General features: G+C 41.7%; 23 protein-coding genes. 7 read left to right on the top strand and 16 right to left on the bottom strand.

The window, feature by feature from the left end; all coding sequences use genetic code 11:
* Positions 1 to 6: 6 nt before the first annotated feature.
* Complete coding sequence (locus BVC89_RS27180) at positions 7 to 1755, top strand: patatin-like phospholipase family protein (protein ID WP_086934227.1); 1749 nt, start codon at positions 7 to 9, stop codon at positions 1753 to 1755.
* On the opposite strand, the gene BVC89_RS27175 is transcribed toward BVC89_RS27180, so the two are convergent.
* From BVC89_RS27175 to BVC89_RS30000, 9 genes are all read right to left on the bottom strand, one after another.
* Positions 1749 to 3260: a sensor histidine kinase gene (locus tag BVC89_RS27175; protein ID WP_086934226.1), complete on the bottom strand. Its 1512-nt coding sequence runs from the start codon at positions 3258 to 3260 to the stop codon at positions 1749 to 1751. The genes BVC89_RS27180 and BVC89_RS27175 overlap by 7 nt on opposite strands.
* Entirely contained in the window at positions 3250 to 4047 is a 798-nt protein-coding gene (locus BVC89_RS27170; protein WP_245929253.1) for a response regulator transcription factor, read from the bottom strand. The genes BVC89_RS27175 and BVC89_RS27170 overlap by 11 nt, the downstream gene beginning before the upstream one ends.
* A gap of 524 nt (positions 4048 to 4571) precedes the next feature.
* Positions 4572 to 4955 carry a RidA family protein gene (locus BVC89_RS27165; RefSeq protein ID WP_086934225.1) on the bottom strand — a complete coding sequence of 128 codons (384 nt, stop codon included), beginning with the start codon at positions 4953 to 4955 and terminating at the stop codon, positions 4572 to 4574.
* Between the two features lie 34 nt (positions 4956 to 4989).
* The gene (locus tag BVC89_RS27160) at positions 4990 to 7098 is read right to left on the bottom strand and encodes a RelA/SpoT family protein (RefSeq protein WP_086934224.1); all 2109 of its coding nucleotides are present in this window, start codon (positions 7096 to 7098) and stop codon (positions 4990 to 4992) included.
* Between the two features lie 22 nt (positions 7099 to 7120).
* Positions 7121 to 7402 carry a DNA-directed RNA polymerase subunit omega gene (gene rpoZ, locus BVC89_RS27155; RefSeq protein WP_086934223.1) on the bottom strand — a complete coding sequence of 94 codons (282 nt, stop codon included), beginning with the start codon at positions 7400 to 7402 and terminating at the stop codon, positions 7121 to 7123.
* Positions 7403 to 7472: 70 nt separating this feature from the next.
* Positions 7473 to 8090: a guanylate kinase gene (gene gmk / locus BVC89_RS27150; protein ID WP_086934222.1), complete on the bottom strand. Its 618-nt coding sequence runs from the start codon at positions 8088 to 8090 to the stop codon at positions 7473 to 7475.
* A gap of 294 nt (positions 8091 to 8384) precedes the next feature.
* Complete coding sequence (locus tag BVC89_RS27145) at positions 8385 to 9125, bottom strand: SDR family NAD(P)-dependent oxidoreductase (RefSeq protein WP_086934221.1); 741 nt, start codon at positions 9123 to 9125, stop codon at positions 8385 to 8387.
* A complete protein-coding gene (locus BVC89_RS27140; RefSeq protein ID WP_281261006.1) occupies positions 9115 to 10041 on the bottom strand; it encodes a saccharopine dehydrogenase NADP-binding domain-containing protein in 927 nt (308 codons plus the stop codon). Before BVC89_RS27140 ends, BVC89_RS27145 begins: the two co-directional genes overlap by 11 nt.
* A gap of 266 nt (positions 10042 to 10307) precedes the next feature.
* A complete protein-coding gene (locus tag BVC89_RS30000) occupies positions 10308 to 10457 on the bottom strand; it encodes a hypothetical protein (RefSeq protein ID WP_158658152.1) in 150 nt (49 codons plus the stop codon).
* An 82-nt stretch (positions 10458 to 10539) separates the two neighbouring features.
* Between BVC89_RS30000 and BVC89_RS27135 the strand changes: the two genes are divergently transcribed.
* On the top strand, positions 10540 to 10983 hold the full coding sequence (locus BVC89_RS27135; protein ID WP_086934772.1) for a winged helix-turn-helix transcriptional regulator: 444 nt from the start codon (positions 10540 to 10542) through the stop codon (positions 10981 to 10983).
* Positions 10984 to 10992: 9 nt separating this feature from the next.
* Here BVC89_RS27135 and BVC89_RS27130 read toward each other — a convergent pair whose 3' ends face one another.
* Complete coding sequence (locus BVC89_RS27130) at positions 10993 to 11859, bottom strand: YicC/YloC family endoribonuclease (RefSeq protein WP_086934219.1); 867 nt, start codon at positions 11857 to 11859, stop codon at positions 10993 to 10995.
* Positions 11860 to 11966: 107 nt separating this feature from the next.
* Here BVC89_RS27130 and rph point away from each other — a divergent pair, with 107 nt between their 5' ends.
* Entirely contained in the window at positions 11967 to 12686 is a 720-nt protein-coding gene (rph, locus tag BVC89_RS27125; RefSeq protein ID WP_086934218.1) for a ribonuclease PH, read from the top strand.
* A gap of 34 nt (positions 12687 to 12720) precedes the next feature.
* Here the strand turns inward: rph and mutM are convergent, their stop codons facing one another.
* From mutM to BVC89_RS27110, 3 genes are all read right to left on the bottom strand, one after another.
* Positions 12721 to 13536 carry a bifunctional DNA-formamidopyrimidine glycosylase/DNA-(apurinic or apyrimidinic site) lyase gene (mutM, locus tag BVC89_RS27120; RefSeq protein WP_086934771.1) on the bottom strand — a complete coding sequence of 272 codons (816 nt, stop codon included), beginning with the start codon at positions 13534 to 13536 and terminating at the stop codon, positions 12721 to 12723.
* Positions 13537 to 13690: 154 nt separating this feature from the next.
* Positions 13691 to 14812, bottom strand: coding sequence for a response regulator (locus BVC89_RS27115; RefSeq protein WP_086934217.1), 1122 nt, complete (start codon positions 14810 to 14812; stop codon positions 13691 to 13693).
* A 17-nt stretch (positions 14813 to 14829) separates the two neighbouring features.
* Entirely contained in the window at positions 14830 to 17031 is a 2202-nt protein-coding gene (locus tag BVC89_RS27110) for a hybrid sensor histidine kinase/response regulator (RefSeq protein ID WP_086934216.1), read from the bottom strand.
* A 408-nt stretch (positions 17032 to 17439) separates the two neighbouring features.
* On the opposite strand from BVC89_RS27110, the gene BVC89_RS27105 reads away from it, so the two are divergent.
* Positions 17440 to 18135 carry a histidine kinase dimerization/phospho-acceptor domain-containing protein gene (locus BVC89_RS27105; protein ID WP_086934215.1) on the top strand — a complete coding sequence of 232 codons (696 nt, stop codon included), beginning with the start codon at positions 17440 to 17442 and terminating at the stop codon, positions 18133 to 18135.
* Between the two features lie 49 nt (positions 18136 to 18184).
* A complete protein-coding gene (locus BVC89_RS27100) occupies positions 18185 to 18745 on the top strand; it encodes a response regulator (RefSeq protein ID WP_086934214.1) in 561 nt (186 codons plus the stop codon).
* Between the two features lie 90 nt (positions 18746 to 18835).
* Here BVC89_RS27100 and rpmG read toward each other — a convergent pair whose 3' ends face one another.
* From rpmG to radC, 3 genes are all read right to left on the bottom strand, one after another.
* The gene (gene rpmG, locus BVC89_RS27095; RefSeq protein ID WP_086934213.1) at positions 18836 to 18991 is read right to left on the bottom strand and encodes a 50S ribosomal protein L33; all 156 of its coding nucleotides are present in this window, start codon (positions 18989 to 18991) and stop codon (positions 18836 to 18838) included.
* Positions 18992 to 19021: 30 nt separating this feature from the next.
* The gene (gene rpmB, locus BVC89_RS27090; RefSeq protein WP_086934212.1) at positions 19022 to 19258 is read right to left on the bottom strand and encodes a 50S ribosomal protein L28; all 237 of its coding nucleotides are present in this window, start codon (positions 19256 to 19258) and stop codon (positions 19022 to 19024) included.
* A gap of 345 nt (positions 19259 to 19603) precedes the next feature.
* The gene (radC, locus tag BVC89_RS27085; RefSeq protein WP_086934211.1) at positions 19604 to 20278 is read right to left on the bottom strand and encodes a RadC family protein; all 675 of its coding nucleotides are present in this window, start codon (positions 20276 to 20278) and stop codon (positions 19604 to 19606) included.
* 97 nt (positions 20279 to 20375) lie between these two features.
* Here radC and coaBC point away from each other — a divergent pair, with 97 nt between their 5' ends.
* Together coaBC and BVC89_RS27075 are read left to right on the top strand one after the other, a co-directional pair.
* Positions 20376 to 21587 (top strand): bifunctional phosphopantothenoylcysteine decarboxylase/phosphopantothenate--cysteine ligase CoaBC, encoded by a 1212-nt coding sequence (gene coaBC / locus BVC89_RS27080; RefSeq protein ID WP_086934770.1) that lies wholly within the window; start codon positions 20376 to 20378, stop codon positions 21585 to 21587.
* A 10-nt stretch (positions 21588 to 21597) separates the two neighbouring features.
* On the top strand, positions 21598 to 24090 hold the full coding sequence (locus BVC89_RS27075) for a phosphomannomutase/phosphoglucomutase (protein ID WP_086934210.1): 2493 nt from the start codon (positions 21598 to 21600) through the stop codon (positions 24088 to 24090).
* Position 24091: the final 1 nt, after the last annotated feature.

Raw genomic sequence — 24091 nt, 5'->3', positions numbered from 1 at the left:
ACACCGATGAAATACGACAGATTTACTAGTAGCACTTTTCTAAATAATTTTATAAGGGATGTTGATACTAAAGCTAAACTGATGCAGCCTTCAGAGGCTAGTCAACTCAGGGAGCATGCCGCGCAGACCGCTGATAATATAAATCAGAAATACTTTCGTAAAATGGATTCTCATTTAGAGAAAAGAGAAAAAGTTTATTTTTCAAAGCGACGTATGGAAAAAGCAGAGCGGGCAAAACAACAGTTCTTTTCTTCTGTCGATCAAATAGTCACTCAAAGCACAATTAGTAATTTACGAGAAAAGCTACAGGGAGCGGAGAAAGTCGAGTGGATGAAACCACAGATTTTTCCGCGTATGAATGGTGATGGTTTCAACGTAATTGTTAGCCCTGAAAAGTTGCAAAACTTAGCGTTTAGCGGTGGTGGTATGATGCTGCTAGCCTATACCTCAGCACTATCTGAGTTAGATAAGTTAGGTGAGTTTGATCATGTCAAAAAGGTAGCCGGTTCTTCAGCTGGTGGGTTGGTCTCAGCTGCAATTTCAGTTTCATTGCCATTTGAAGATTTAGATAAGCTTATCACTAGTATGATGAAAGAAGGCGCGCTGAAAACAGATGAGGAAGTTGGAAAATTGTACCCGCAGGTTTCATTCTCTAAATCCCCAGTCCAATTTGTTGGTAAAATGAAAGGTTATGGTGGCAATGGCGAGCCTCTAATTAAACAAGCTGATACTGTCATTGCGACACGTGTTGCCAATTATATTAACCAAGCGAAAGCTGATAATGATGAAGACTTTAACCAAGCTATTGTGCGGTATGCAGCGAAAAGCAATCGATCTGTGAATGATATTAACGAACGCTTAGAGATACTTCGTTCTCCCAACTTCCGTGTCGATAGATCAAATAAAATGGTCACATTTTCTGATATGGATATGATGCATGGGCTCGCCCCCAAGCAATTTAAGCAAATCGAGCTGACAGCTTATAATGCTGAAACTGCAAATGGTATGTTACTTAATAGTCGAAGCACTCCAGATTTGCCTATTGCCTTTGCTGCCAGAGCTTCCATGGCTCATCCGGCTCTGACCTCAGGTGTTACTTTCGATTCAAGTTTAAATATTGGTAACAGTAAATTTACTGATGGTGGTATTTATTCCAATTTACCTGTAGAAGCTGCATTTGATGATATTAAACAAGCAATCTCTGAACCTAAGGGTGGCACAGGCGAAGATATAGAACTAGGGAAAAGAAGGGCACAAACCATGTTGTTTGCTTTTGATGAGAAAGGGAAATCATATGCTAATTCATTTTTGCCGCCATCTGCCAAGGCAAATAATGTCAAGGTGTCCAGGCTGTATCAAGCATTTGGTGTAACCCCGGAAAATAGGCGGCATGACGTTCTAAAGAGCCATTACAGTAATAAAACCACAGTTTTCCATGGTGGCCTTTCGGTTCTTGGGGGTGGCTCGGATAAAAAAATAGTAGATCACGCAAAAAAAGATGCCACATTTAATACATTAATACAGGCTAACAATCGCACTAATGAACCTGCTTTATACCAGGTCGATAGTATCGAGCAAGCTTACGGACTGCTATCTGGTGAAGAGAAAGAGTTATTACTGAAAGATGGCCCTCCCAAGCGAGAGGACTACTCTTCATTACCTTGGGAAGGGGAAGGCAAGAACGCTTCCTATGATGCTATGACCAATCTTTATAATATTGCTCTAGCCCGGCGAACTGAAAAGGAAGATCAATAACCTGTTTGCAACTGAAATTCGAATTTCGTACCTTTGTTGATTTGGCTGGTCACACTAATTGATGATTGGTGCAAATCTAATAGCCGTTTAGTAATGGCTAAACCAAGGCCGCCGTGGGCAGTATTGCCTCTGACACTATTACCTGCTTTGTAGTGCGCATCGAATATATGAGGAATATCTTCATCGGGTATGCCAATACCAGTGTCTATTACTTCAATGGCAACAAGCTGTCCGGTGTTGTTTAGTCTAACTGTGATTGACCCACCCTCACTTGTATGGCGAAGAGCATTTTCCACCAGGTTTGTAAAAACTCGCTCAAGTTTTTCAATATCGCCTATGACTGTGATGCTGCTGTCTTGTGGCGTAACTGCTAGAGAAATATTTTTTTGTTGCGCCAAAATTTGGAATTTTTGCAGGACATCTTGAACCAGTTCTGCAATTGAAAAGGGCTCTCTATTAACTTGCACGTTGCCGCTATCAAGATGAGCTAATTCAAATAATTGTTCGACCAAGGAAGAAATTCGTTGCGCGCTTTTTTTAGCGGTAGCGATATATTGACGACTTTCTTCGGCAGACATTTTGTCTTGGCTAAGCTCCCAGGTTTCTAAATACCCTAACAGAGACGCTAGAGGTGTGCGAAGATCATGTGACACATGGGAAAGTAATTCTTTACGTAATTCATCTATGGTGACAATATTTTGATATTGCTCACGAATCTTTTCCAAGGCTTCTTTAAATGCGCCACCTAAAGTGTGTATCTCATCGGTATTTTCGCTGGCCCATTTCTGTAACTGACCGATAAGTTCGCCATCTTTTAATGGGTCTTTACTAAAGCCAGTGGATTGGATCATACAAACATGATCAGTCAGTTTGGTAAGTGGTCGTATAATTAAGCCAGTTAACCAAAGTGTGGCAAACAAGCTAAAAGCAAGGCCGATTAAAAATACCCAAAGACCCCATTGAATAATTTTACTTTCTAGGACTAAGTCTGAAACCCGGTCATAGATCTCACTACCGAGAATAACGTATAGATAACCTTGTAGTTCTCCGTCGCGCACAATTGGCGCAACGCTAAATATCTTCTCTCGGTCGATACCACGCGGGTCGTCACCGAAGATAGGTTCTTGTATAACTGGGCTTTGAAGATAGGAGCCAATAGGCTTGGTATCAACAAAATCCAAATGCAGGCTACTTGGGTCGGCAGAGCAAGCAACAATTTTCCCCGCTTTATCTAGCAAGTAAAATTCAAAGTTTGGCCCCAATATCATCAAGTCATGGAAGGTTTTTTCAGCCTCTTCTAAATTCGGCTCATCATTTTCAAATAATAAGTAGTGATCAACTACATGTGCTGCAAGGTCTCGGTGCATAACCTGGGTTATTTCTTGCTGATAAGCACGCGATGAATGCACCATCAAAATTGCAGCGAATACACCTACCACTATAAAGCTAAGAAGCAGAGCGGCAGTGAGACGACCATACAAGGTCGAGGTGAGCTTATTGATCATTGAACTTGTATCCTATTCCCCAAACGGTGAGCACATATTCAGGGTTACTGGGGTCTTCTTCCAATTTTGCCCGCAGGCGATTGATATGTGAATTTACTGTATGCTCATAACCACTATGATGATAGCCCCAAACAGCATTAAGTAATTGTTCCCGGCTGAACACTTGACCTGGAAAATTAGCCATATAGAGGAGAAGGTCAAATTCTTTGGCTGTCAAACTTATTGACTTACCGTTCATGACAATATCGCGTTTTTGTTTGCGAATAACCAGTTTGCCATATTGCAATTCGTCGTGATCACTCTCTTCTTCTTGAGTTTCTTGCTTGTGAAAAGCAACTCTGCGCAGCAATGCTTTGACTCTTGCCTGTAGTTCTAAAACACTAAAAGGTTTAGTTAGATAATCGTCAGCGCCAACTTCGAGCCCAATGACACGATCAGCTTCAGTTTTTTTAGCTGTCAGCATTAGGATGGGGGTGTAGTTACCTTTCGATCGCAGGCTTTGGCATATTTGCAAACCGTCTAGCCCCGGTAACATGATATCTAAAACAATAAGGTCGAAAGCTTCTTCAGTGGCCGTTTTCAATCCATCATTGCCATTGTCACAGCGTGTCACGCTATAGTTGAGGGTTTCCAAATTCAATGCGATTAATGCATTAATATCTTCTTGATCTTCAACAACCAATATTCGTTTATGCATGTCTATTTTTGGCTCATTTGGTGTATCTGTTGTAAAAGCTGCGTCGATAGCGCTGATTCTATTCGCATTATATATATGATCGTAATACATACGTCTTTATCTCTGGATAATACCATTGAATTGTCAAAAGAGGTCCAGTTTCAGGCCACTGTTTTGCAAAACAATTGCAGGTTTAAAGGTACGCATGAATAATCTCCGAGCTAATATGCTCTGTAATAGCCATCAATGCATTACTGTTAGCAATGCGCATTGGACATATATTTAAGTTTGTATGGCTATTTGTTTTTATACTTTTGATCATAATTCATGCCTGAACATTGGTAAGCGACCCAAATAGTGCAAAAAAGAGTTGTAGGCATAGAAAACAACTTTTTTCGCCACTCTCAATTGGGAGACTTTTATTTCATTAACTTAGAGTGAAGGATACGGAGACCGTTTCAAATCTGGGTCACACACAGGTAAATTGTTTATCACAAATTAGGGGGGTGATGTGATATTTAGTAGTTACCCAAGGCCTAGGGAGCGGTTTTTGACGGGGTGTTGTAAGCAGCTTGCTTACAACACTTAAAGCTGAATAAGTAGGTAAAAGTACGCTAAGTTGCTGTTATAAGTGATTAAATTACCATGATTCCGTCAGCTTCAACGAGTGAGCCCTTCGGTAATTCGCTGACGCCTATTGCCGCTCTAGCTGGGTAGGGCTCTTTAATAAATTCCCCCATCACTTCATTTACTATGGCAAAGTTATTGAGATCTGTCAGGTAAATATTGAGCTTTACTAGGTCATTTAGGGTTCCGTTTGCTGCTTTACATACGGCTTCTAGATTTTTGAAAACCTGCACCGCCTGCGCGCGGAAATCCCCTTCTACTAATGTCATGGTGGAAGGGTCTAAAGGAATTTGTCCAGACAAATAAACTGTATCACTAGCTTTCACAGCTTGAGAATATGTGCCAATGGCTTGTGGCGCATCTTCTGTATGTATAACCGCTTTATTTGGCATAAGGATTCTGCTCGTTTTTAGTTGTTAATTGTAGTTAGTTCTTAGCTCTAACAACGCGCTCTACAGAGCGTATTGTCCGCACTTTGCGCATAACGTTGGCAAGATGAATACGATTGGTAACGGCTATGATCAAATTAATAACGCTGTGCTCAGCATCTCTTTCGTCAACCTGAATACCTTCAATACTGGTGCCTGTAGCTGCAATACGCGTTGCCATTGAAGCGATGATGCCTCGTTCGGTAAGAACCTCGACTCTTATTTCTGTTAAGTATTCGCCAGAGATGTTTGCCGACCAGTTGGTGGCAATAATATTCTCTTTTCTGTTGCGTAAGTCTCTCAGATTTTTGCACGTATCACGGTGCACAACAATACCTTTACCTGTGCTTGTGTGGCCTACAATAGGATCGCCAGGGATCGGGCGACAACAGCGCGCAAAACTGATGAGTAGTCCGTCAGGAGAATCAATGGTGATCGGAGTTGGAGATAGTTGATCTTTGGTGTCGGCATTTGGCTGCAGAGTTTTTGCGACCGAGAGAGCAGGTTGTTCGCCTAGCCCGATACTCTCATATAGCTCATCTGTGGTTTCAGCGTTACCACTGTTGCGCAATAACGTTAGCTGTTCCTCGTTCAATTGATCGAGATCGATATCGAGCTGTATCAGCGCTCGAGCTAGCATACGTTTACCTAGTTCCACCGATTCCATATGCCGTTGATGTTTGAGGTAGTGTCTAATGGCACTGCGGGCCTTAGCTGTTACGGCAAAATTTAACCAGTTGGGATTCGGCTGAGTACTTTCCGAGGTAATAATTTTTATCTTTTGGCCACTTTCAACGACCTGTGATAATGGTGCAGGTCGATCATTAATACGACATGCTACGGTGGTATTGCCTACCTGAGTGTGCACTGCATAAGCAAAATCTACTGGGGTTGCGCCTGCTGGTAACTCTACGATCTCGCCCTGAGGAGTAAAAACGTAGACCTCATCCCTGAATAGATCAATCTTGACGTTTTCCACGAATTCCACAGAGCTATTAGCAAATTGCTGTATTTCTAAAAGGCGTTTTGTCCAGCGATTAGCTCTGTCGAAATTACCTTGAGAAGGGTTATCCTCTTCCGTTTTATATAGCCAATGTGCCGCAATACCTGTGCTCGATAGTTCGTCCATTTCTTTAGTTCGGATCTGCACTTCAATTGGGACGCCCTGTGTACCAATAACGATGGTATGCAGTGACTGGTAACCATTTTCCTTAGGGATTGCGATGTAATCTTTGAACTCGTTTGGTTTGGGCTTGTAGAGGTTATGAATCATTCCAAGCGCGCGATAGCAGGTATCAATTTCGTCCACAATAATGCGGAATGCATAGACATCCATGATCTCTTTAAATGATTTATGCTTACTGCGCATCTTGTTGTAAATACTGTAAAGATGCTTCTCTCGGCCAATCACCAAGGCATTGATTTGTTCCCGTTGCAGGCGAGATTCAATAGACTCTTTAATCTTCTCCACTAGAGTCTTACGGTTGCCACGCACTGTTTGCAGGGAAGCCTGCAAACGTGTTGCCCGCAGAGGGTACATAGCAGCAAAACAGCGATCTTCAAATTCAATACGCCAATCGTTGATGCCCAAGCGATGGGCAATAGGGGCATAGATTTCCAGTGTTTCCTTGGCGATACGGCGTTTTTTTTCTGGAGGCAGGGCACCTAAAGTGCGCATATTATGAAGTCTGTCTGACAGCTTAACAATAATGACGCGCAAATCTTGCGCCATCGCTAAAGCCATTTTCTGGAAGTTCTTGGCTTGTTTTTCTGCTTGGGTTTCGTATTCGATTTTAGCGAGCTTACTTACCCCATCAACAATGTCGGCAACTGTTTCGCCGAATTGTTCAACAATAGCTTCTTTACTAATACCTGTGTCTTCGATGACATCGTGGAGCATGGCTACCATTAGGCTTTGGTAGTCCATACGTATGGACGCAAGAATATTCGCAACCGCTAAAGGGTGCGTAATATAGGGTTCTCCACTACGGCGAAATTGGCCGGTATGTGCTTGCTCGGCATAGTAGTAAGCACGTTTTACCTGGTTGACCTGAGGTGGATCTAGGTAAGAGGAAAGTCTGTGACTTAGTGTATCTATCGTAAGCAAAACATTCCTCTTCTATTAGATATTAAATAATACTAGGTGGGGTAATATCGCTTGCGCCTGCAGATTCAGGTGACATCATCATGTCATCCATCATCTCATCATCTTCTTCGTTGAGAATGCTAGCGTCGACCAAACCTTCTTCGATTTCACGCAGTGCAATCACTGTTGGTTTGTCGTTTTCTGTCGCGACCATAGGATCTTTACCTTGAACAGCTATTTGGCGAGCGCGCTTGCTGCCAACCATTACTAGCTCAAAGCGGTTATCAACGTGATCAAGACAATCTTCAACTGTAATACGTGCCATGTGTTGTTCCGTAATGTGAATAATTCAATGTTCGCCCAAAAGGGCAGAGCAGTGTACGCAAATCGCCCAATCACGACAATAGGTTTGCAAGCAAACTGTGATGATTTTTCTGCTGTTTTGCTTGCTTCAGACGCTCTGCAATGATTATCGCCCGCAATTGGGTGAATGCCAAATCAAAATGGTCATTAATCACCAAGTAGTCTGCTTCGCCGTAGTGAGACATCTCACTCTTTGCTTCTGCCATCCTTGCACTAATGACAGCTTCGTCATCTTGCCCTCTATTTGTCAATCGCTCTCTTAGACTTTCCTTGGACGGAGGCAGAATAAAGATGCTTATGGCATCCGACATTTGTTGACGAACCTGGTTGGCCCCTTGCCAGTCAATCTCCAAAATAACATCTACTCCCTGGGCTAAAATGTTTTGTACCCACTCACGGGACGTGCCATAGGAGTTGGTGAATACCTGGGCATGTTCTAAAAAAGCCCCTTTATTGATCATCTCTTCAAAACGCGCGTTATCAATAAAATGGTAGTCAATATTATCAGTTTCGCCTGGGCGCTTGGCGCGAGTGGTATGTGATACTGAAACCTTAACATCCGTTGTCGATTCAACTAAGGCCTTAACTAAGCTCGTTTTTCCCGCACCTGACGGTGCTGAAACTGTGTATAAAGTGCCCTGTTTTCTCATGTTGTGTACCACGTGTATTTGTTCGATGTTTTAGATTTCCTGGCGGCGCATGGGTAGGTATCTTGTGCACGCCATTGATTGATATGATTTTATCAACTCTGTGCAAAAAAGTATTGAATTCAATGAATCACTGATATGGCTGTGCTGCTAACAAACACAGTGTTTATGCAACAGTGTAGGTTATAGCTGTTGGTTTCACTTTTCTTAACTCATATTATTGCTTGGAGCACTTGGGCCTACGCCTTTAAACCTCGCAGTTGGTTGTGAAAATGTAGCCCATTCTCAGTGCACTTCTTATTTAGATTTTGCGAAAAAATATGTTGGAATAAAAGGGATAATTCGAGCCAAAAATGCCCAGGGCCAGATGGGAATATAACTACGTTTTACTTTATTCTCTATGTTGTCTGTTAGAATCTTTCCCGCTTTTTCAGCGCTGATCACAAAGGGTCTTTTATCCATATCTTCTCCAATGGGGGTGTTAATATACCCGGGACATAGGGTTGTTACATGAATATTTTCTCTGTAAGTTTCTGCTCTTAGGGCTTCTGCAAAAGTGCTAATGCCAGCTTTGGAAGCACTATAGGCAGCCATTCCTGGCATCCCTCTTAGGCCAGCAAGCGACGAAATAAAAACTATATGGCCTTCACCTTGACGACGAAATTGTTTGAGTCCATGGTGAGCCGTCAGCATTGCGGCAGACAAATTCAAGTCGATCATTGCTCGCATGTCAGAAAATGATTGCTCGCTTATAGAGCCAGATTTAGCCATACCGGCATTGACCACAACGGTATCGATACGGCCGAAGTGTGCAATAGCTTGTTGATACATCTGCTTTACATCTACTTCATCTGTCACATCGACCTGCTGACATTGAATATCTACATCGAGGTGGTTGAGCTGTTGTTTCAGGTCGGTAAGCAATTCGATTCTGCGTGCAGCAAGTGCCAAGTTATAACCGCGCTTTGCAAATTCTTTCGCCATTTGTAATCCGATCCCTGAGGAAGCGCCAGTAATAAGTACTGTTTTATGCGTCATTGGATGCAACTCCGCTAATAATATTAGCCGAAGCTTTGAACTTTTTATCGTTAAGCTTTAAGGAGATACCTTGTATTTTTAGAATCCAATCTGTGCCTAGCTGGCTAGGGGCGAGAAAACCAGAAAGACTCTTGGATGCGACAAGTGAACTTAACAGCTCAGTAATCGATGCAACAGTAAACAAATAAGCATCTGGCCCTATTAATTCAGCGATAGATTTTTCACCTTTTGAGTTGGTGGCAATTGCTTTTGCGTATATTTTGCCTTGCTGCTGTTGTTTCTCCGATGGGCCCTCTGGAAGAATTGGAATAAGATAGCGTTCCATAAGCGTTTTAAGCCAGCGCAGTTTGCCTTTCATCATTTTAATCATAAAGGCAGGAAAGCTTGAGTAGGTTTCAATGTTTTGTACGCCGGTAGATATTTTTGCCAGCAGCAGATCTGCCCGCCAAGGGTGTGTGGCCATTGGAATCGTGTTATTGAAAATGTCCATCTCGCATTCTGTTTGTGCTGGCTGAGCTTCTTCATATTTCCCGTTTACTAATTGCAGCCCTGGTGTTTGAATTTTTGATATTGCCGTGTTCATAGATCCGCGTGATAGTTTGCCTTCAGATGCAAAGCCAATTTTTAAGCTCGTCGCGTTATCAATTTCACTGGCAGCAAGATGTGAAACGATGTCCATGGGAGCCGAGAAAATCCCTACAGCAGGAATTAGTGCGATACCTTGCTTTTGCGCTTGTGAATGATATTCATAGGCTCGATACGCATCCTTATATTCCCCTGCTACGTCCATATAGTGCGTATGAGTGTCTAAACAAGCTTCTATAAGCGGCTTTTGGGTGAGAGCAAAAGGGCCGGCAAGATTAATAAGCACATCAATATCATCAAGATACTTTGCTGAGTCTTCAGCTTTAAATATTCGAACATCACAAGCTAGAGATTTACCCAGCTCGCGAATTTTCTTGCTGCGTCCTAGGGCCTGTTGACACTAATTTAACCGCTCCTGTTTGTACTCAAAGTCGCTAATCAAGGCGAGAAGAGCGTAGTTTAGTTGCTCTAAATGAGCGATGAGTAACGCAGAGTAGCGACTTTGAGTGCAAACCCGAAGGGCTGGTAGCATTTTTTCGCCCAGCGTCGTTAACACGCACTTATTTAGAATAACTAAACGGCGTTTGTGTTGCCTAGCTAGTCGAAAAAATGCTTACCAGCAGGTGCGATTCCATTTGTATCAACAGGCCCGAACACAGGTCGTATACCTCGGTTAATCAAATAGCTGGCCAATTGTCTGCCGGTATAGCCGTTGGCACCGTAAATTAGAATGGATTGCTTAAACATTAGGAACACCTTATTTTTGGTCTTTCTAAGAGACTAAAATATTTGGTTGCCTAATGCAACCTTTTTGGTTATATTATTTCTTATGACACGAGTTAGTTTTTCCCATCACCAATGTTCCGTTGCCCAATGCCTCTCTTCTGTGGGAGATATTTGGTCTTTTTTAATCATTAGAGATGCCATGGCGGGTATTAGTCGCTATTCCGACTTCGAGAAAAGCCTCGGTATCGCAAAAAATATTCTTAAGAACCGCCTCAACCAATTAGTGGAAAATGAACTGATGAATAAGGTTGAGGTAGGACAAACAGGTAGCCGTTTTGAATATCACCTCACACAAAAAGGTCAGGATCTATTTCCTGTATTAGTGGCTATCTATCAGTGGTCAGAAAAGTGGGTTGATGAAGATAAACGAAGCCCCTTCTCTTTGTGTGATAGTGAAGGTGTACCCATCGGCAAGATGCTTGTCGCTGACGCCAGCGGCAAGGAACTGAAGCAGGAAGATATCTTGCGGCTTCAGTCAAAGGGTTAGTTCTAGTAATTACTCTATATTCTGCACCTGCTCGCGCATCTGCTCGATAAAGACTTTGATATCCACAGAGGATTGAGTGGTGTCAGTGGCGATAGATTTAGACGAGAGGGTATTGGCTTCGCGATTGAGTTCTTGCATTAAAAAGTCGAGGCGACGTCCAATGGGGCCATTTTGCTTTAGGGTATGGCGGACTTCACTTAGGTGAGCTTCCAAGCGATCCACTTCTTCGGCGATGTCTACTTTTTGGGCGATGTAAACGGCTTCCTGGCTGAATCTTTCTTCATCCACATCGACTTTTAAGGTTTCCAGTTTAGCGCGCAATTTTTGTTGATGCGCCTCTAGCAGCTGAGGCATTTTTTCTCGTACAAATTCGACCTGTTCACCTATGTTGACTAGGCGTTTTTCAATCATTTGTGCCAATTCACTGCCTTCGCGAACACGGTTGGCGATAAGTTCTTCCAGAGTTTTCTCAAATAAATCGGTGCCCGCTTGGGTTAATACATCGGCTTCAATTTCGGCAGTCTTAATAACCGCAGGCCAGCGCAGTATATCAATGGGATTAAGTTTGGCAGGATCTGTCAATTTATCTTGTACTAATTGCGCCAGCTCGACAATCTGATCTGCCAGCTTTTCGTTTAAACCTAGGCGAGCATCTTCGGCTAAATCTGTTTTTAACGAGAAAGCCACCTCGACCTTACCGCGGCTTAAATTCTTGCGTAAAAGATCTCGTAATATTGGCTCTAGGCTGCGCAGAGTTTCTGGTAAGCGAAAAGATGGTTCTAAATAGCGATGATTGACACTTCGAATTTCGCAAGAGAGCACTCCCCATGGATGCTGAAATTCTTGGCGGGCAAACCCCGTCATACTGCGTGGCATAGGAAACCCCTCTAGGCAGATTAAAAGTAGACATACTAACACACAAGCGCAAAAGACGTTGTGGCGTTATAATGGCGGCAAGTTAAAACCAATGATTAGAGGCAAATATGCAAAGACCGAGTGGGCGCAGTGTTGATCAATTACGCGAAGTTAGTATAACACGACAATTTACCTGTCATGCCGAGGGATCGGTCTTAGTGGTATTTGGCAATACCAAAGTTATTTGTAATGCAACGGTAGAGGCTGGCGTTCCTCGTTTTATGAAAGGTGAGGGGAGAGGTTGGATTACTGCTGAATATGGCATGTTACCTCGTTCTACTGGAACGCGCATGAACCGTGAAGCTGCGCGAGGAAAACAAACCGGACGTACGGTGGAAATCCAGCGTTTAATCGGTCGTTCATTACGAGCAGCATTAGATCTTGAAGCTTTAGGAGAAAATACCATAACCCTCGACTGCGATGTTATCCAAGCAGATGGTGGCACCAGAACAGCTTCTATAACCGGTTGCTGTGTCGCTTTAATGGATGCTTTAAATGCCATGGTTGAAAAATCGATGATTAAAACTAATCCTATGAATAATTTGGTAGCGGCTGTTTCGGTAGGTATTTATGAGGGAGAAGCGGTACTAGATCTCGATTATCCTGAAGACTCAAGTGCTCACACCGACATGAATATTGTAATGACAGAAAATGGTGGCATGATTGAAATTCAAGGTACAGCTGAAAAAGAGCCATTTACTCAAGAGGAATTTGAGCAAATGTTTGGCTTAGCTAAGAAGGGGATTAGCGACCTTGTAGCTATTCAGAAAGCTGCTTTAGCAAATTAAGCCTTTAAACGGCGAGCCAAGGATGGCTCATGTGTTATTTTTGGCAGTGGGTGCAATAAACTGTCGAGCGCTGTCCTAAACGTTTTTCTGTGAGAGGCTTTTTACACGTGACACAAGGCTCTCCCCCTCGCCCATATACATTTAGTTCCTGAGCGAAATATCCAGGCTTGCCATCTCCGCCAACGAAGTCTCTTAAGGTGGTTCCTCCTCGTTGAATGGCATAATGCAGAATGCTTTTGATCTCTTCTGTAAGACGTTTATATTTTGGGCGAGAAATTTTACTGGCAGATTTCAGTGGGTGTATTCCCGCCTTGAATAGTGCTTCATTGGCGTAGATATTACCTACTCCCACCACCACTTTGCTGTCCATAATCCATGTTTTGACGGCCTGTTGTATTTTTCGCGATCTTTCATATAGGTAATCATCGTGAAAATTATCACTTAGCGGTTCAGGCCCTAGGTGATGAAGTAATTTGTGTTCCTCAAGAGACTCTTCGGTCCAGATTACTGAACCAAAACGTCGCGGATCATGAAAGCGCAGGATATTACCATTGTTAAATTGCACATCGACATGGTCGTGAAGTTTTGGTTTTTCGTTCTCTTTTATAATACGTAAGCTTCCCGACATACCTAAGTGCCAGAGTACAGCACCGTGGTCGAAATGTAGTAGTAGATATTTACCCCTACGGCTAATATGATTTAAGGTTTTATTGCGGAGAATCTTGGGTAACTTTTCATCTACCGGCCAACGCAGGCTAGCATTGCGAATGGTAACTTTCTTGACACTTTGCTGTTCAATATGTGGCGCAATTCCACGGCAGGTTGTTTCTACTTCGGGTAACTCTGGCATAAAAAAGTGTAGATAGTTAGTTATATTAGGGCTGGATGATGGTCTAATGGCCGCTAACAAGGCCTTAGAATATGTACATTGAAAAGGAGTTTACTCCAATAGTAGAGGCTTGTTAACAGGCTGAAATAAGTCTTGGTGGGTGTCATAATGAAAATTATTGCGACACCTTATAATTGCTCCCATTTAAAACGACACCAAGAGAAAGGCGTATACATTCAATAATATCGCACTCACTGCCCACGTGAACAAAACTTTCCTCCATACTACGGAGTACTTGTTCGGTCAGCTCTGTAAAAAAATCTTCTTGTTTTTCCGTTAACTCTAATACATGAAAGCTAGAGTTTATTTCAGAGATAACATGATTCATCGCACTGCTGATATATTTTTCATGATCTTTCATAACCTTTGTCAAACGCTGGCTTGATAAAGCAAGTTCACTTGAGGTTTGACGCAATAAACTGAGGCGTTGTAAATCGAGGAGTTTTGCGTCTATTCCATCGATTAGTGTGGCAAGAATATCCCGCAGGCGTCCATTCTCTGTTTCATTATCAATAGGCATATTTTTGACAATAATAGAGGCAAAGCCGCCATTTACCATCATCCTGTTAGAAAACGAAATCAAGCGATCACCTTTACTAAAGTTTTCGAAGATTTGTGCTTCTATAGGACTGCATTCATCATCATCATGGTTAAATGTATAAATATCAACGGTACGAAACTGTATAGCACAGCGTAAGCCAAAATTACCCATGAGCCCAAAAAAAGCGGTTTTGATTTTGTCGATGTCGTCTGCTTGATACATGCTGTTGTAAAAACGCAGCACTTCACCATATTGGGATGCCTCGGCCATTGCATGCATGGCCGTTTTAGAGGCGAATTCACTGGTTTCAGCCAGTTCAATACTGCGCTTGTAAAACTGTTCTAAAGCTTCTACTTTCACCCTTAATTCAGGGAGCTTAAATGGTTTGGGTAAAAAGTCTTTACATCCGTACTTATAAGATTCAAGTTTTTGTTCTAATGAATCATTTTGTGACATTGTCAGAATAAAAGGGGCTGGATCGCCTATTTTACTCAGCTGCTTACACAATTCGAGTCCATCGCATTGAGACAAGTTGGTATCAAGCAATATTATTGGCGAATTCTTCTCTTCCTGAGTTGCTAGCGCTTCTGCAGCAGTGCTTCGTATATGGATATCATAGGTGTCTGATAAACTTTTCTGTATTTGCGCGCATAAAGCAGTGTCTTCATCAATTAAGAGTATTTGAGTTTTCGCCATAAATCATTACCCAAAAGCTAGTCTGTTTTTTCTCTTACCTTGAGATTTTTATTAATCATGTCGATTAGTTCTGAACGGGTAAATGGCTTTGCTAACACATCAGCTTTACCTTCTATTTGACCTAAATCAAGGTTATAGCCTGACATAATAATACAGCGTATTTTTTTGCTGCTGTGGATAGCAGTTTTCACCAAGGTGTGGCCTTTTACTACACCAGGCATAACTTCATCGGTAAGTAAAAGATCTATATCTTTATCTTCCAAAAGTACCCGTTGTGCTTCCACTGGGTTGGAGGTTGTCACTACTTCACAGCCCAGTGGACTTAAATATTCACTAACAATTTCTAATATGTCTGCTTCATCGTCCACCACAAAAATTTTATGGGGCCTATCAATTTTAGTGTCTACTTGTAGTTTTGATGTTGAGTTTTGCGTCTTTTCAATATTTGAGCGCGGTAGCCAAATACAAATCTCTGTTCCAAATGTGTCGCCACTATCAACAAGTATGTAGCCGTTAGCTCGTTGCACAAAACCATAAACCATACTGAGACCCAAACCACTTCCTTGTTCTTTGGTAGTAAAAAAAGGCTCAAAAACTCTATTTTGCACCTCTTCTGGAATACCTGGCCCCGTATCTTTCACCATCAATTTCACGTAATCTCCAGGTGTTACAGCAACACTGTGAGATTTAAAACGTAATTTTTCTCCCAAGCTGACATTTTCAGTATAGATGGTAACTTTGCCATTTCCTTCCATTGCATCCCTTGCGTTGATAACAAGGTTTAATAAAGAGTCTTCAAGATCGCCACTGCTACCCCACACCGGATAAATATCCGACTGCAAATGTAGTTCTAATTTGACGTTTTGAGTAAGCGACTTAGTTAATAAATCTGCCAAATTATTAATGATGGTATTGGGATTAATCTGTTTTGATTCAGTAACTTTAAAACGTGAGAATTGAAGTAGTTTTTTAGTTAAGCTGGTAGCTCGATTAGATGCGTGGAAGGCTTTAGCGAGATATTTATTGTCTGGCTGTTTAAGCTTCAGTTCTAGTAGTTCTAAGTTACCACGCAAAATGCCCAGAATATTGTTAAAATCATGTGCGACCCCCCCTACTAACTGACCTATCGCCTCCATGCGTTGTGCTTGGGCAAGATATGAATCTGCTTTTTTTCTATCGCTTATATTGGTTTGAATGCCAATGAAGCCTTCTTGTTCACCGTGTTGCACAATGGGTGTTACAACTAGGTTAACCCAGTAATTGTCACCGTTTCTGTGGTAATTAATGACATCGCAGTTAATTGGCTGCAAGGCATTAGCATTAGAAATAATATGTTTGACGGTTGTTTTATCTGTTAGTGGGCCGGCGAGAATTTTATCAGGTCTTTTACCTAATACCTCTATTAATGAATATCCCGTTAAATCTTCAAAGCCTTTATTTACCCATTCTATTCTGCCTTTTTTATCGCAAATTATGACTGCATTTGTGGTTCTACTTGCAACTAGGGATAGGCGCTCTAACTGTTCTTTATTTTTAAACTCCTCAGTTAAGTCTTGAGTGATACCAAAAATTGAAATGACTTTACCGTTACCATCGATCTCGACATTTGCTCGACTCCTCAGCCAGCGAATATTATTATCACGACGTCTTATGCGAAAAGTAAATTGAAAGCCCTTACTTGTTTTTACTGCATCCTCGAAATACTGTTTTACTTTGTCCTTATTGTTGTCGATATAATAATTGAAAAATGCTTCCATGTTAGGTGTATAGCTTGTTAGGTTTTCACCATAGATAGCATAAACTTCATCTGACCAAAAGAGCTTATTGGTGTCAGTGCTAACATGCCAAAAGCCTGTTTTAGTAAGTTTTTCAGTCATTTTAAGTAAACTTGCCTGTCTACCGTAGCCTGCGGATGGCGCAGGAATAGAGGTTGGCTTAAGAGTTTTTTCAGCATCTAACTCACATAAGAGCAATATTTTTTTATCATTATTATTCGCCAAATTAATAACATGGAATCGGCTATTTTGAAAAATGAGTTCAGCTTCTATTTTAGTGTTAGCTAGTGCACTGCTATTTTGATTCTGACTTAGGCGAAGCAGTTTGGGTAATTGTGAGAGGGAATTTCCAAAGCGAGTTATGGCTTGTGTATTTTGATTTTCGATTTCATCGTTATGATTCAGAATTACAACTGGAACATTGTAGTTTTCAATATTTAACACGCAAGATTATCCTATTTTTAATTTAGCTCAATATATAGATTGATATCATATGGCCGATAGTTATTGTTAGTTAGGTCGGACTCAATGTTTATTGTTAAATGTCTTAAAATCAGATTATCATTCAAGTCTAAATAACATGCGAGTTGGCTAACTGTTGAACTTTTTTAAATATAATTGGCGTTATAGTTCAAATAATAATGATTTTAATATTTGCTTATATGTTAATAAGTTTATGATGTCTTAAACATGGTATCCTTTCATGTGTAAACGGTTTCATCAATATATTTATTAGAGCCTGTTAGCACTTAGGTTTGGCCAATATCTCGATTGTGCACTCTAATGTTGCTTGATCGCAGTAATGGCAATAGAGTTTAAGCACTATGTTTTACCACGTGAATTGAGTTGTCTATGGAATTAGAGCAGAGCGAAAAGAGTCACGAAGCGTTAATCGAGGAATTAAGGAGAGAGAATCTGTCCTTAAAACAACTACTTATTTCTTTTTTGAATAATAATAATGAAGAGGAATTAGGTAGGGTATTCCACGATTTTAATAATATATTGTCGTCTTCCATGGGGTACTCTTCGCTTGCTTTGGATAGAGCCAAATCTTCTGAGGATGAAAAACTTTCGCGTTATTTGGAAAATATTGAACGTGCGGGGCTCCGCGCCAGGGACTTGGTTAGAGACCAGCTTCAATATAGGCAAGGAAAGCGTCTTGCACATACACTAGAACTCAATAATGTGTTGTTAATGTTGTGCCCAAAAATAAATATTCAAAATGATGACAAGATAAACGTATTCAGTACCGAAAGTGTGTTCTTATACGCCTTGTCTAATCTTTTTGAATTATATGGAATTGAAAAGACGTGTACGCAAATTGATGTGTTGCAAAGTGATAGTGAAATATGTGAGGCATGTGGATCAGAGCTTCGAGGTTCACAAGTGCGTGTGTGCTTCATATTGGATCACGGTAAATTAGTACCTAGTGCCCACCAGCAACTCGGCTTTAATTTAGCAAAAGGTTTAATTAATAGCTACGGTGGTCACTTATGTGATTCGTTATTACAAGATGGGCAGTATGCTGTATATTTAAGGCGCCTATAACACAATATCAATTTTAGTATAAAAAACTAACACAACTGATAAAAAAATAATGAGCAGAGAACTAAAAGATTATCTTACACCAAAAGAAACGGCCGATGTGCTTCGTGTCTCTCCTATCACTGTGAGAGTTTGGGCACAAAAAGGTTTACTAAAAGCCAGTACAACTGCAGGTGGGCATCGCCGTTTTGAGCGAGAAGAGGTTGAACGGTTTGCGCGTGAAAAAGGTATCGAGCTGTCTGAAGATACCGAAATGAGAGCACTAATCGTTGATGACGACCTGGATCATCTTGAATTGCTAGCCGATGTATTTAAAGAACATTTGCCTGATGTGGTTATTGAAACTGCTCGAGATGGTTTTGAGGCTGGACAAAAAGTAGCCTCTTTTAAGCCTAAGGTTGTATTGCTAGATTTGCTCATGCCAGGAGTTGACGGTTTTAAAGCCTGCCGAAGCATTAAGGAAAATGCGAGCTCCAAAGATGTAAGAGTGATTGCGATGACGGGATATATGAGTGATGAAAATGTACGTAAAATTAAGCATTCTGGCGCAGAGGTGTGTTTAGAAAAGCCTCTAGATATTCCAAGATTAATTGCGTTGCTGCAGGAAGCTTAGCATTTCAGTTAAGCTAGCTTCTATGATCAGCTATAACGAAAAAGCCGGCTTTACGCCGGCTTTTTTAGTTTTTACTCTTTAATAAGTAAATTACTTAATTTTGCCTTCTTTATAAAGTACGTGTTTACGAACAACAGGGTCGTACTTCATGATTTCCATTTTGCCAGGCATATTGCGCTTATTCTTAGTTGTGGTATAGAAATGCCCAGTGCCAGCAGAGGAATTTAAACGAATCTTTTCACGCATGATTGAATCTCCAAATATGTAGGGGCGAAACTAAACTTTTTCGCCACGCGCACGGATATCAGCCAGTACTGCCTCGATACCGTTTTTATCGATAATACGCAGACCTTTTGTTGAAACGCGAAGTTTAACAAAACGTTTCTCAGCCTCTACCCAGAAACGGTGCGTATGTAAATTAGGCAAAAAACGACGCTTAGTGTGGTTCTTTGCATGTGAAACATTATTACCAGTCATCGGACGTTTGCCGGTAACCTGACATACCTTAGCCATGGTTGTGCCTCTTCAATTTTGTGCATTCAGCTAACGCAAAACCTAAAGCCAGCGAGTGTCTGCAAATTAAACAATAGAATTTTGTAGTTCGTAGCCAAAACAAAAATACAACGATTTTTATTTGTGTAACCCAGGCTTTCGTATTGTTTAGCGACTGGGACGGCCCAAAAAAGAGGCGCGATTTATACCAAAAAGAGCGAACAATGGCAATCTAAATTTTACTAATTTTCCGTCTTAGTGAAAAGTTACAGTAAAATACGCGAAATTAGCGTCAATAATGGCGGAATTAATAACGCTATTACCATAAGTACACCCTTTCTAAAATAGAGTAACCTCGAACGCTATCTACAGTTTTCCATGTTCTGCGAATGAATACACATGACCTTCACCAATCACCATGTGATCTAAGGTGTTTATGTCGATGGCTTTTAGCACCTTCATGAGCTGCTCAGTAAGTTCAAAGTCACTTTGACTCGGTAAAGTACTCCCTGATGGGTGGTTATGAGCAAATATGACGGATGCGGCATTGTGGTTCAGCGCGTGAATTATGATCTCGCGAGGATATACCGCAGCAGTATTTATCGTGCCTGAGAATAGCTCTTCAAATGCGATAAGCCTATGCTTTGTATCGAGAAATAAGGCTGCAAAAATTTCTTGGCGTCGATGACGGAGCTTGGCGATAAGGTAGCGTTTTACATTAGCGCTGCTATTGAGTGTAACATCTCGGTTAAGGGATTCAGCTAAATGGCGGCGGGCTATTTCTAACACTGCTTGTAGCTGTGCGTACTTAGCAGGGCCTAAGCCCGGGGTGGAAGAGAACTCATTGAGGTTTGCCTCTAACAAGGGGCGTAGACTGCCGAATTTAGCGATTAGCTCTCGAGCGATGTCGACTGCTGACTTTCCAGCGCACCCTGTTCTTAAGAAAATTGCTAGTAATTCAGTGTCAGAGAGTGTTTGTGCCCCTTTAGAGAGCAGTTTTTCACGGGGCCTATCTTCCTCAGGCCAATTCTTGATGGTCATAAATAACGTCCTGTATTTGTATTGTATCCTTGTACGCATCCGCGATAATGGTATCTTAACTGCCATTTTCCTAAACACCAACAGCATAAGCAGTTTTATCATGCATTTAATCAATAAAAGAGTTTTATTAGGCGTTACCGGTGGTATCGCTGCCTACAAGAGTGCCGAGATTGTCAGACGTTTACAGGACGCTGGCGCAGACGTCCGAGTTGTTATGACCAAGGGTGCCCAAGAGTTTATCACTGCGCTAACTATGCAAGCCTTATCTGGCAATCCTGTGCACACCGATTTACTGGATCCTCAGGCGGAAGCGGCCATGGGGCATATTGAATTATCTCGCTGGGCCGATGTCGTTCTCGTTGCGCCTGCATCTGCTAACTTTATGTCGAAATTGGCGACGGGTGATGGCTCAGACTTGTTGTCAACGGTGTGTTTAGCGACCCAATCTAAGATAGTGCTGGCGCCGGCTATGAACCAAGGTATGTGGCGCAATGCTTCGACTCAAGAAAACTTGAAAACATTATTAGAGCGGGATATTAAAATACTTGGGCCTGCCTCAGGTGGACAGGCATGTGGTGATGTCGGCCCAGGTCGAATGCTCGAACCCGATGATATCGCTACACAAGTAGCTTCCCTCTTTGAGCAAGATGCTTTTGCTGGTTTAAAAGTGGTGATTACTGCAGGCCCCACACGAGAAGCTATTGATCCTGTGCGCTATATCAGTAATCACAGCTCGGGTAAAATGGGTTACGCGATTGCTGAAGCGGCAGCTGAGGCTGGTGCAAAAACAGTTTTAGTAAGTGGGCCTGTACAGCTAAGTTGTCCCGCGAGAGTGGATCGTCAAGATGTTGTAAGTGCCTTACAAATGTATGAAGCTGTCAGTAAAGAAATCTCTGACGCCGACATTTTTATTGGTGCGGCAGCTGTTGCTGATTTTCGTCCAGTCGAAGAGGCTAGTGAAAAAATAAAGAAAGGGGCTAGCGATACAATGACGCTTAATATGACGAAAAACCCAGATATTATTGCTATGGTCGCGCAGCGAGAAGATAAGCCTTTTACTGTGGGTTTTGCTGCTGAGACTCAAAATGTCCTTGAGTATGGCCGCAAAAAACTGGAAGCAAAAAAACTGGACATGGTTATCGCAAATGATGTCTCTGACCAAAGTATTGGATTTAATAGCGACGACAATGCCGTTACCTTAATTGATAAAGAGGCCAATGAGAATTTGTCTGTGCGCAGTAAATCCCAGCTTGCTCGTGACATTATTCAAGTGATTGCTAAAAAATATAAGTCTAAATATCACGCCTAAGGGGCGGAACGTGAAAAATAGTTTAGAAAAAACGTTTGCAAAATTTGAAAAGAAAAAACAGGCTAAGCCGGAAAAAACTCCCTTTAACGTTATTCGTTTGTGCGCTATTTTGGGCGTCGGACTTGGTCTCATTGCGAGTTTAAATCTCGGTGTTTATATACATAAAACCCAAATAACAGAAAAGCGTCTCGAACGTCTCGATACTCTGTCTCAGCAGAGGGCAGGTATTGTTGCCGAGATAGTGCAAAAATATATCACCTCGATTCAAGAAAGCATCACTGCGATGGTAAGTAAGCCGGCAATGATCAGTGCCGTTGAGACTAACAATCAAGCAGCGCTAAAATCCATACAGGATGCATTTATCGCACAGAGAAATGACGTTATTGCAACAAGAATTTTCTCTAAAGGCGAATCAAGATTAGACGCTGATGATGGTTTGCCTATCCGCTTTACCGAATTAGAAATGATTCGTCAGGCGGAAAAAGCCAAGAATGTCTTGCCTGAAGCTGTAAAAATTGAAAATGATTGGCGTGTCAATCTTGTGGCTCCTATATACAGCGAAGGCCAAAATGTAAGCGCTGTCATGCTGATCTCTTTGAGTTTAGATGAGTTAAAAAAACGTGTGCTGCAGGATAAGGCCAGCCTGGGCAAAGTATCATTATTTCAAAAATTTAAATCATCAAATCCTCTGCAAATTTTTTCTGTCGGCCAGGGGAACGCGGGTAAAACAGCTTCAGAACCTATTAAAAACACCTATTGGAAAGTTAATTTTCAGCCGTCATATGCTCTTCTGGAAAACACCAAGGCCAGTGCATTAACTATCTACGTTATTATTGCTTTAACCTCAATATTTTTAGTTGCTATCTTTATGTATGCTGGGTTGCGTGTAGGGCGTTATGTTTCCCATCGCTTAAATATTGAGAAAAATACTGGTAGTGGTGTAAAAGCCGCTACCAAGGTGGCAGTAGAGAAAAAATCTACAAATGTGCCGTTGGATACCGATATACTTGATGTTGATATTGCAGATGGCGATGAAGAGTTGCTGGGGCTGGATGAAGTTGTTGCTGAAAAAGCAGGCAAAGTGGACGAACAGGAAGATATTCTTGAACTTGAAGATCTTAAGTCTGTTCCCGATGTTGTTTTCAGGGCTTACGATATTCGCGGTATTGCAAAAGAGCAGATTACTACTCATCTAGCTCAGCTAATAGGGCAAGCTTTAGGCAGTGAAGCTATTGATATTGGTCAGGATACACTCATTGTTGCGCGTGATGCTCGGTTAAGTTCTCCAGAGCTTACAGAGTTTTTAATTCGCGGTATTTTGTCCTCAGGTTGTAATGTGCTCAATATAGGTACTGTGCCCACTCCTCTTATGTATTTTGCCACAGCGACATTAAAAGAAAGCCAAAGTGGTGTCATGGTAACTGCCAGCCATAACGCAGGAGAGTACAACGGCTTTAAAATTGTTATGAACGGCAAGACTCGTTCTGATGAAGATATCAAGTCAATACGTAAGAGAATTATTAAAAAGGATTTATACGAAGGCAATGGTGAAGAAAGTCGCCATGAAATAATTCCTGATTATATTGATACCATTTTCTCTGATGTAGCTTTAGCGGGAGATATTTCAATTGTCATCGATGCCGGTAATGGTGTCACCGGTGTTGTTGCTCCTAAATTATTTGAAGAGTTAGGCTGCGAAGTAACACCGCTATTTTGCGATCTTGATGGCAGTTTCCCCAATCATTCACCAGACCCCTCTATTGAGTCGAATCTACAGCCCTTGATTGACAAGGTCAAAGAAACTCAGTCTGACCTGGGGGTGGCATTTGATGGCGATGGTGATCGTGTGATCATCGTAACTTCCTCAGGTAGAATCATCTGGCCCGATCAGTTGCTTATGCTGTTTGCTAAAGATATTGTTTCCCGCAACCCAGGTGCTGGCGTTGTGTTTGACGTGAAAAGCACACGCCATTTAGTTAGCTGTATTACGAGTTATGGCGGTCGCCCAATTATGTGGAAAACCGGCCATGCTCCGATGAAGAATAAGATGTTGGAAACTGGTGCACTATTGGGAGGTGAATACTCCGGTCATATTTTTATTAAAGATCGTTGGTTTGGTTTTGACGATGGCATGTATGCAGCAGCACGGCTTATTGAAGTACTCAGTTTACAGGGTGAGAGCCTTGATATGATGTTTGATGAGTTTCCCACATCACCTTCTACTCCTGAAATCCGATTGCCCATCGCAGATGAGAAAAAATTTGACGTTATAGAAAAATTAGCATCTTCTGGTAATTTTGGTGATGGCCGTGTGACTAAAATAGACGGTGTGCGTGTTGATTTTTCATATGGCTGGGGACTGGTTCGAGCTTCTAACACTTCTGCTAACCTGACGTTAAGGTTTGAAGCCGATGATGACGCAGGGCTGCACAAAGTAAAATCTATTATTGCTAAAGAGCTTAAAAACGTAGATAGCAACATACAGATAGACTGGAATACATAAT

The organism is Agarilytica rhodophyticola, from assembly GCF_002157225.2.
Taxonomy (GTDB): Bacteria; Pseudomonadota; Gammaproteobacteria; order Pseudomonadales; family Cellvibrionaceae; genus Agarilytica; species Agarilytica rhodophyticola.
Note: the sequence above shows the minus strand (reverse complement) of the source record. Positions and strands in the feature narration are given on the sequence as shown.

What these genes read in the sequence shown, in the direction of transcription:
- rpmB (WP_086934212.1), bottom strand. Translation starts at nt 19,258, where the DNA reads ATGGCTAAGGTATGTCAGGTTACCGGCAAACGTCCGATGACTGGTAAT.
- rpoZ (WP_086934223.1), bottom strand. Translation starts at nt 7,402, where the DNA reads ATGGCACGTATTACAGTTGAAGATTGTCTTGATCACGTTGATAACCGC.
- BVC89_RS27180 (WP_086934227.1), top strand. Translation starts at nt 7, where the DNA reads ATGAAATACGACAGATTTACTAGTAGCACTTTTCTAAATAATTTTATA.
- BVC89_RS30000 (WP_158658152.1), bottom strand. Translation starts at nt 10,457, where the DNA reads ATGTTTAAGCAATCCATTCTAATTTACGGTGCCAACGGCTATACCGGC.
- BVC89_RS27100 (WP_086934214.1), top strand. Translation starts at nt 18,185, where the DNA reads ATGAGCAGAGAACTAAAAGATTATCTTACACCAAAAGAAACGGCCGAT.
- BVC89_RS27175 (WP_086934226.1), bottom strand. Translation starts at nt 3,260, where the DNA reads ATGATCAATAAGCTCACCTCGACCTTGTATGGTCGTCTCACTGCCGCT.
- BVC89_RS27130 (WP_086934219.1), bottom strand. Translation starts at nt 11,859, where the DNA reads ATGCCACGCAGTATGACGGGGTTTGCCCGCCAAGAATTTCAGCATCCA.
- BVC89_RS27135 (WP_086934772.1), top strand. Translation starts at nt 10,540, where the DNA reads ATGACACGAGTTAGTTTTTCCCATCACCAATGTTCCGTTGCCCAATGC.
- gmk (WP_086934222.1), bottom strand. Translation starts at nt 8,090, where the DNA reads ATGAGAAAACAGGGCACTTTATACACAGTTTCAGCACCGTCAGGTGCG.
- rph (WP_086934218.1), top strand. Translation starts at nt 11,967, where the DNA reads ATGCAAAGACCGAGTGGGCGCAGTGTTGATCAATTACGCGAAGTTAGT.
- BVC89_RS27105 (WP_086934215.1), top strand. Translation starts at nt 17,440, where the DNA reads ATGGAATTAGAGCAGAGCGAAAAGAGTCACGAAGCGTTAATCGAGGAA.
- BVC89_RS27115 (WP_086934217.1), bottom strand. Translation starts at nt 14,812, where the DNA reads ATGGCGAAAACTCAAATACTCTTAATTGATGAAGACACTGCTTTATGC.
- BVC89_RS27165 (WP_086934225.1), bottom strand. Translation starts at nt 4,955, where the DNA reads ATGCCAAATAAAGCGGTTATACATACAGAAGATGCGCCACAAGCCATT.
- mutM (WP_086934771.1), bottom strand. Translation starts at nt 13,536, where the DNA reads ATGCCAGAGTTACCCGAAGTAGAAACAACCTGCCGTGGAATTGCGCCA.
- radC (WP_086934211.1), bottom strand. Translation starts at nt 20,278, where the DNA reads ATGACCATCAAGAATTGGCCTGAGGAAGATAGGCCCCGTGAAAAACTG.
- BVC89_RS27145 (WP_086934221.1), bottom strand. Translation starts at nt 9,125, where the DNA reads ATGACGCATAAAACAGTACTTATTACTGGCGCTTCCTCAGGGATCGGA.
- BVC89_RS27170 (WP_245929253.1), bottom strand. Translation starts at nt 4,047, where the DNA reads ATGTATTACGATCATATATATAATGCGAATAGAATCAGCGCTATCGAC.
- rpmG (WP_086934213.1), bottom strand. Translation starts at nt 18,991, where the DNA reads ATGCGTGAAAAGATTCGTTTAAATTCCTCTGCTGGCACTGGGCATTTC.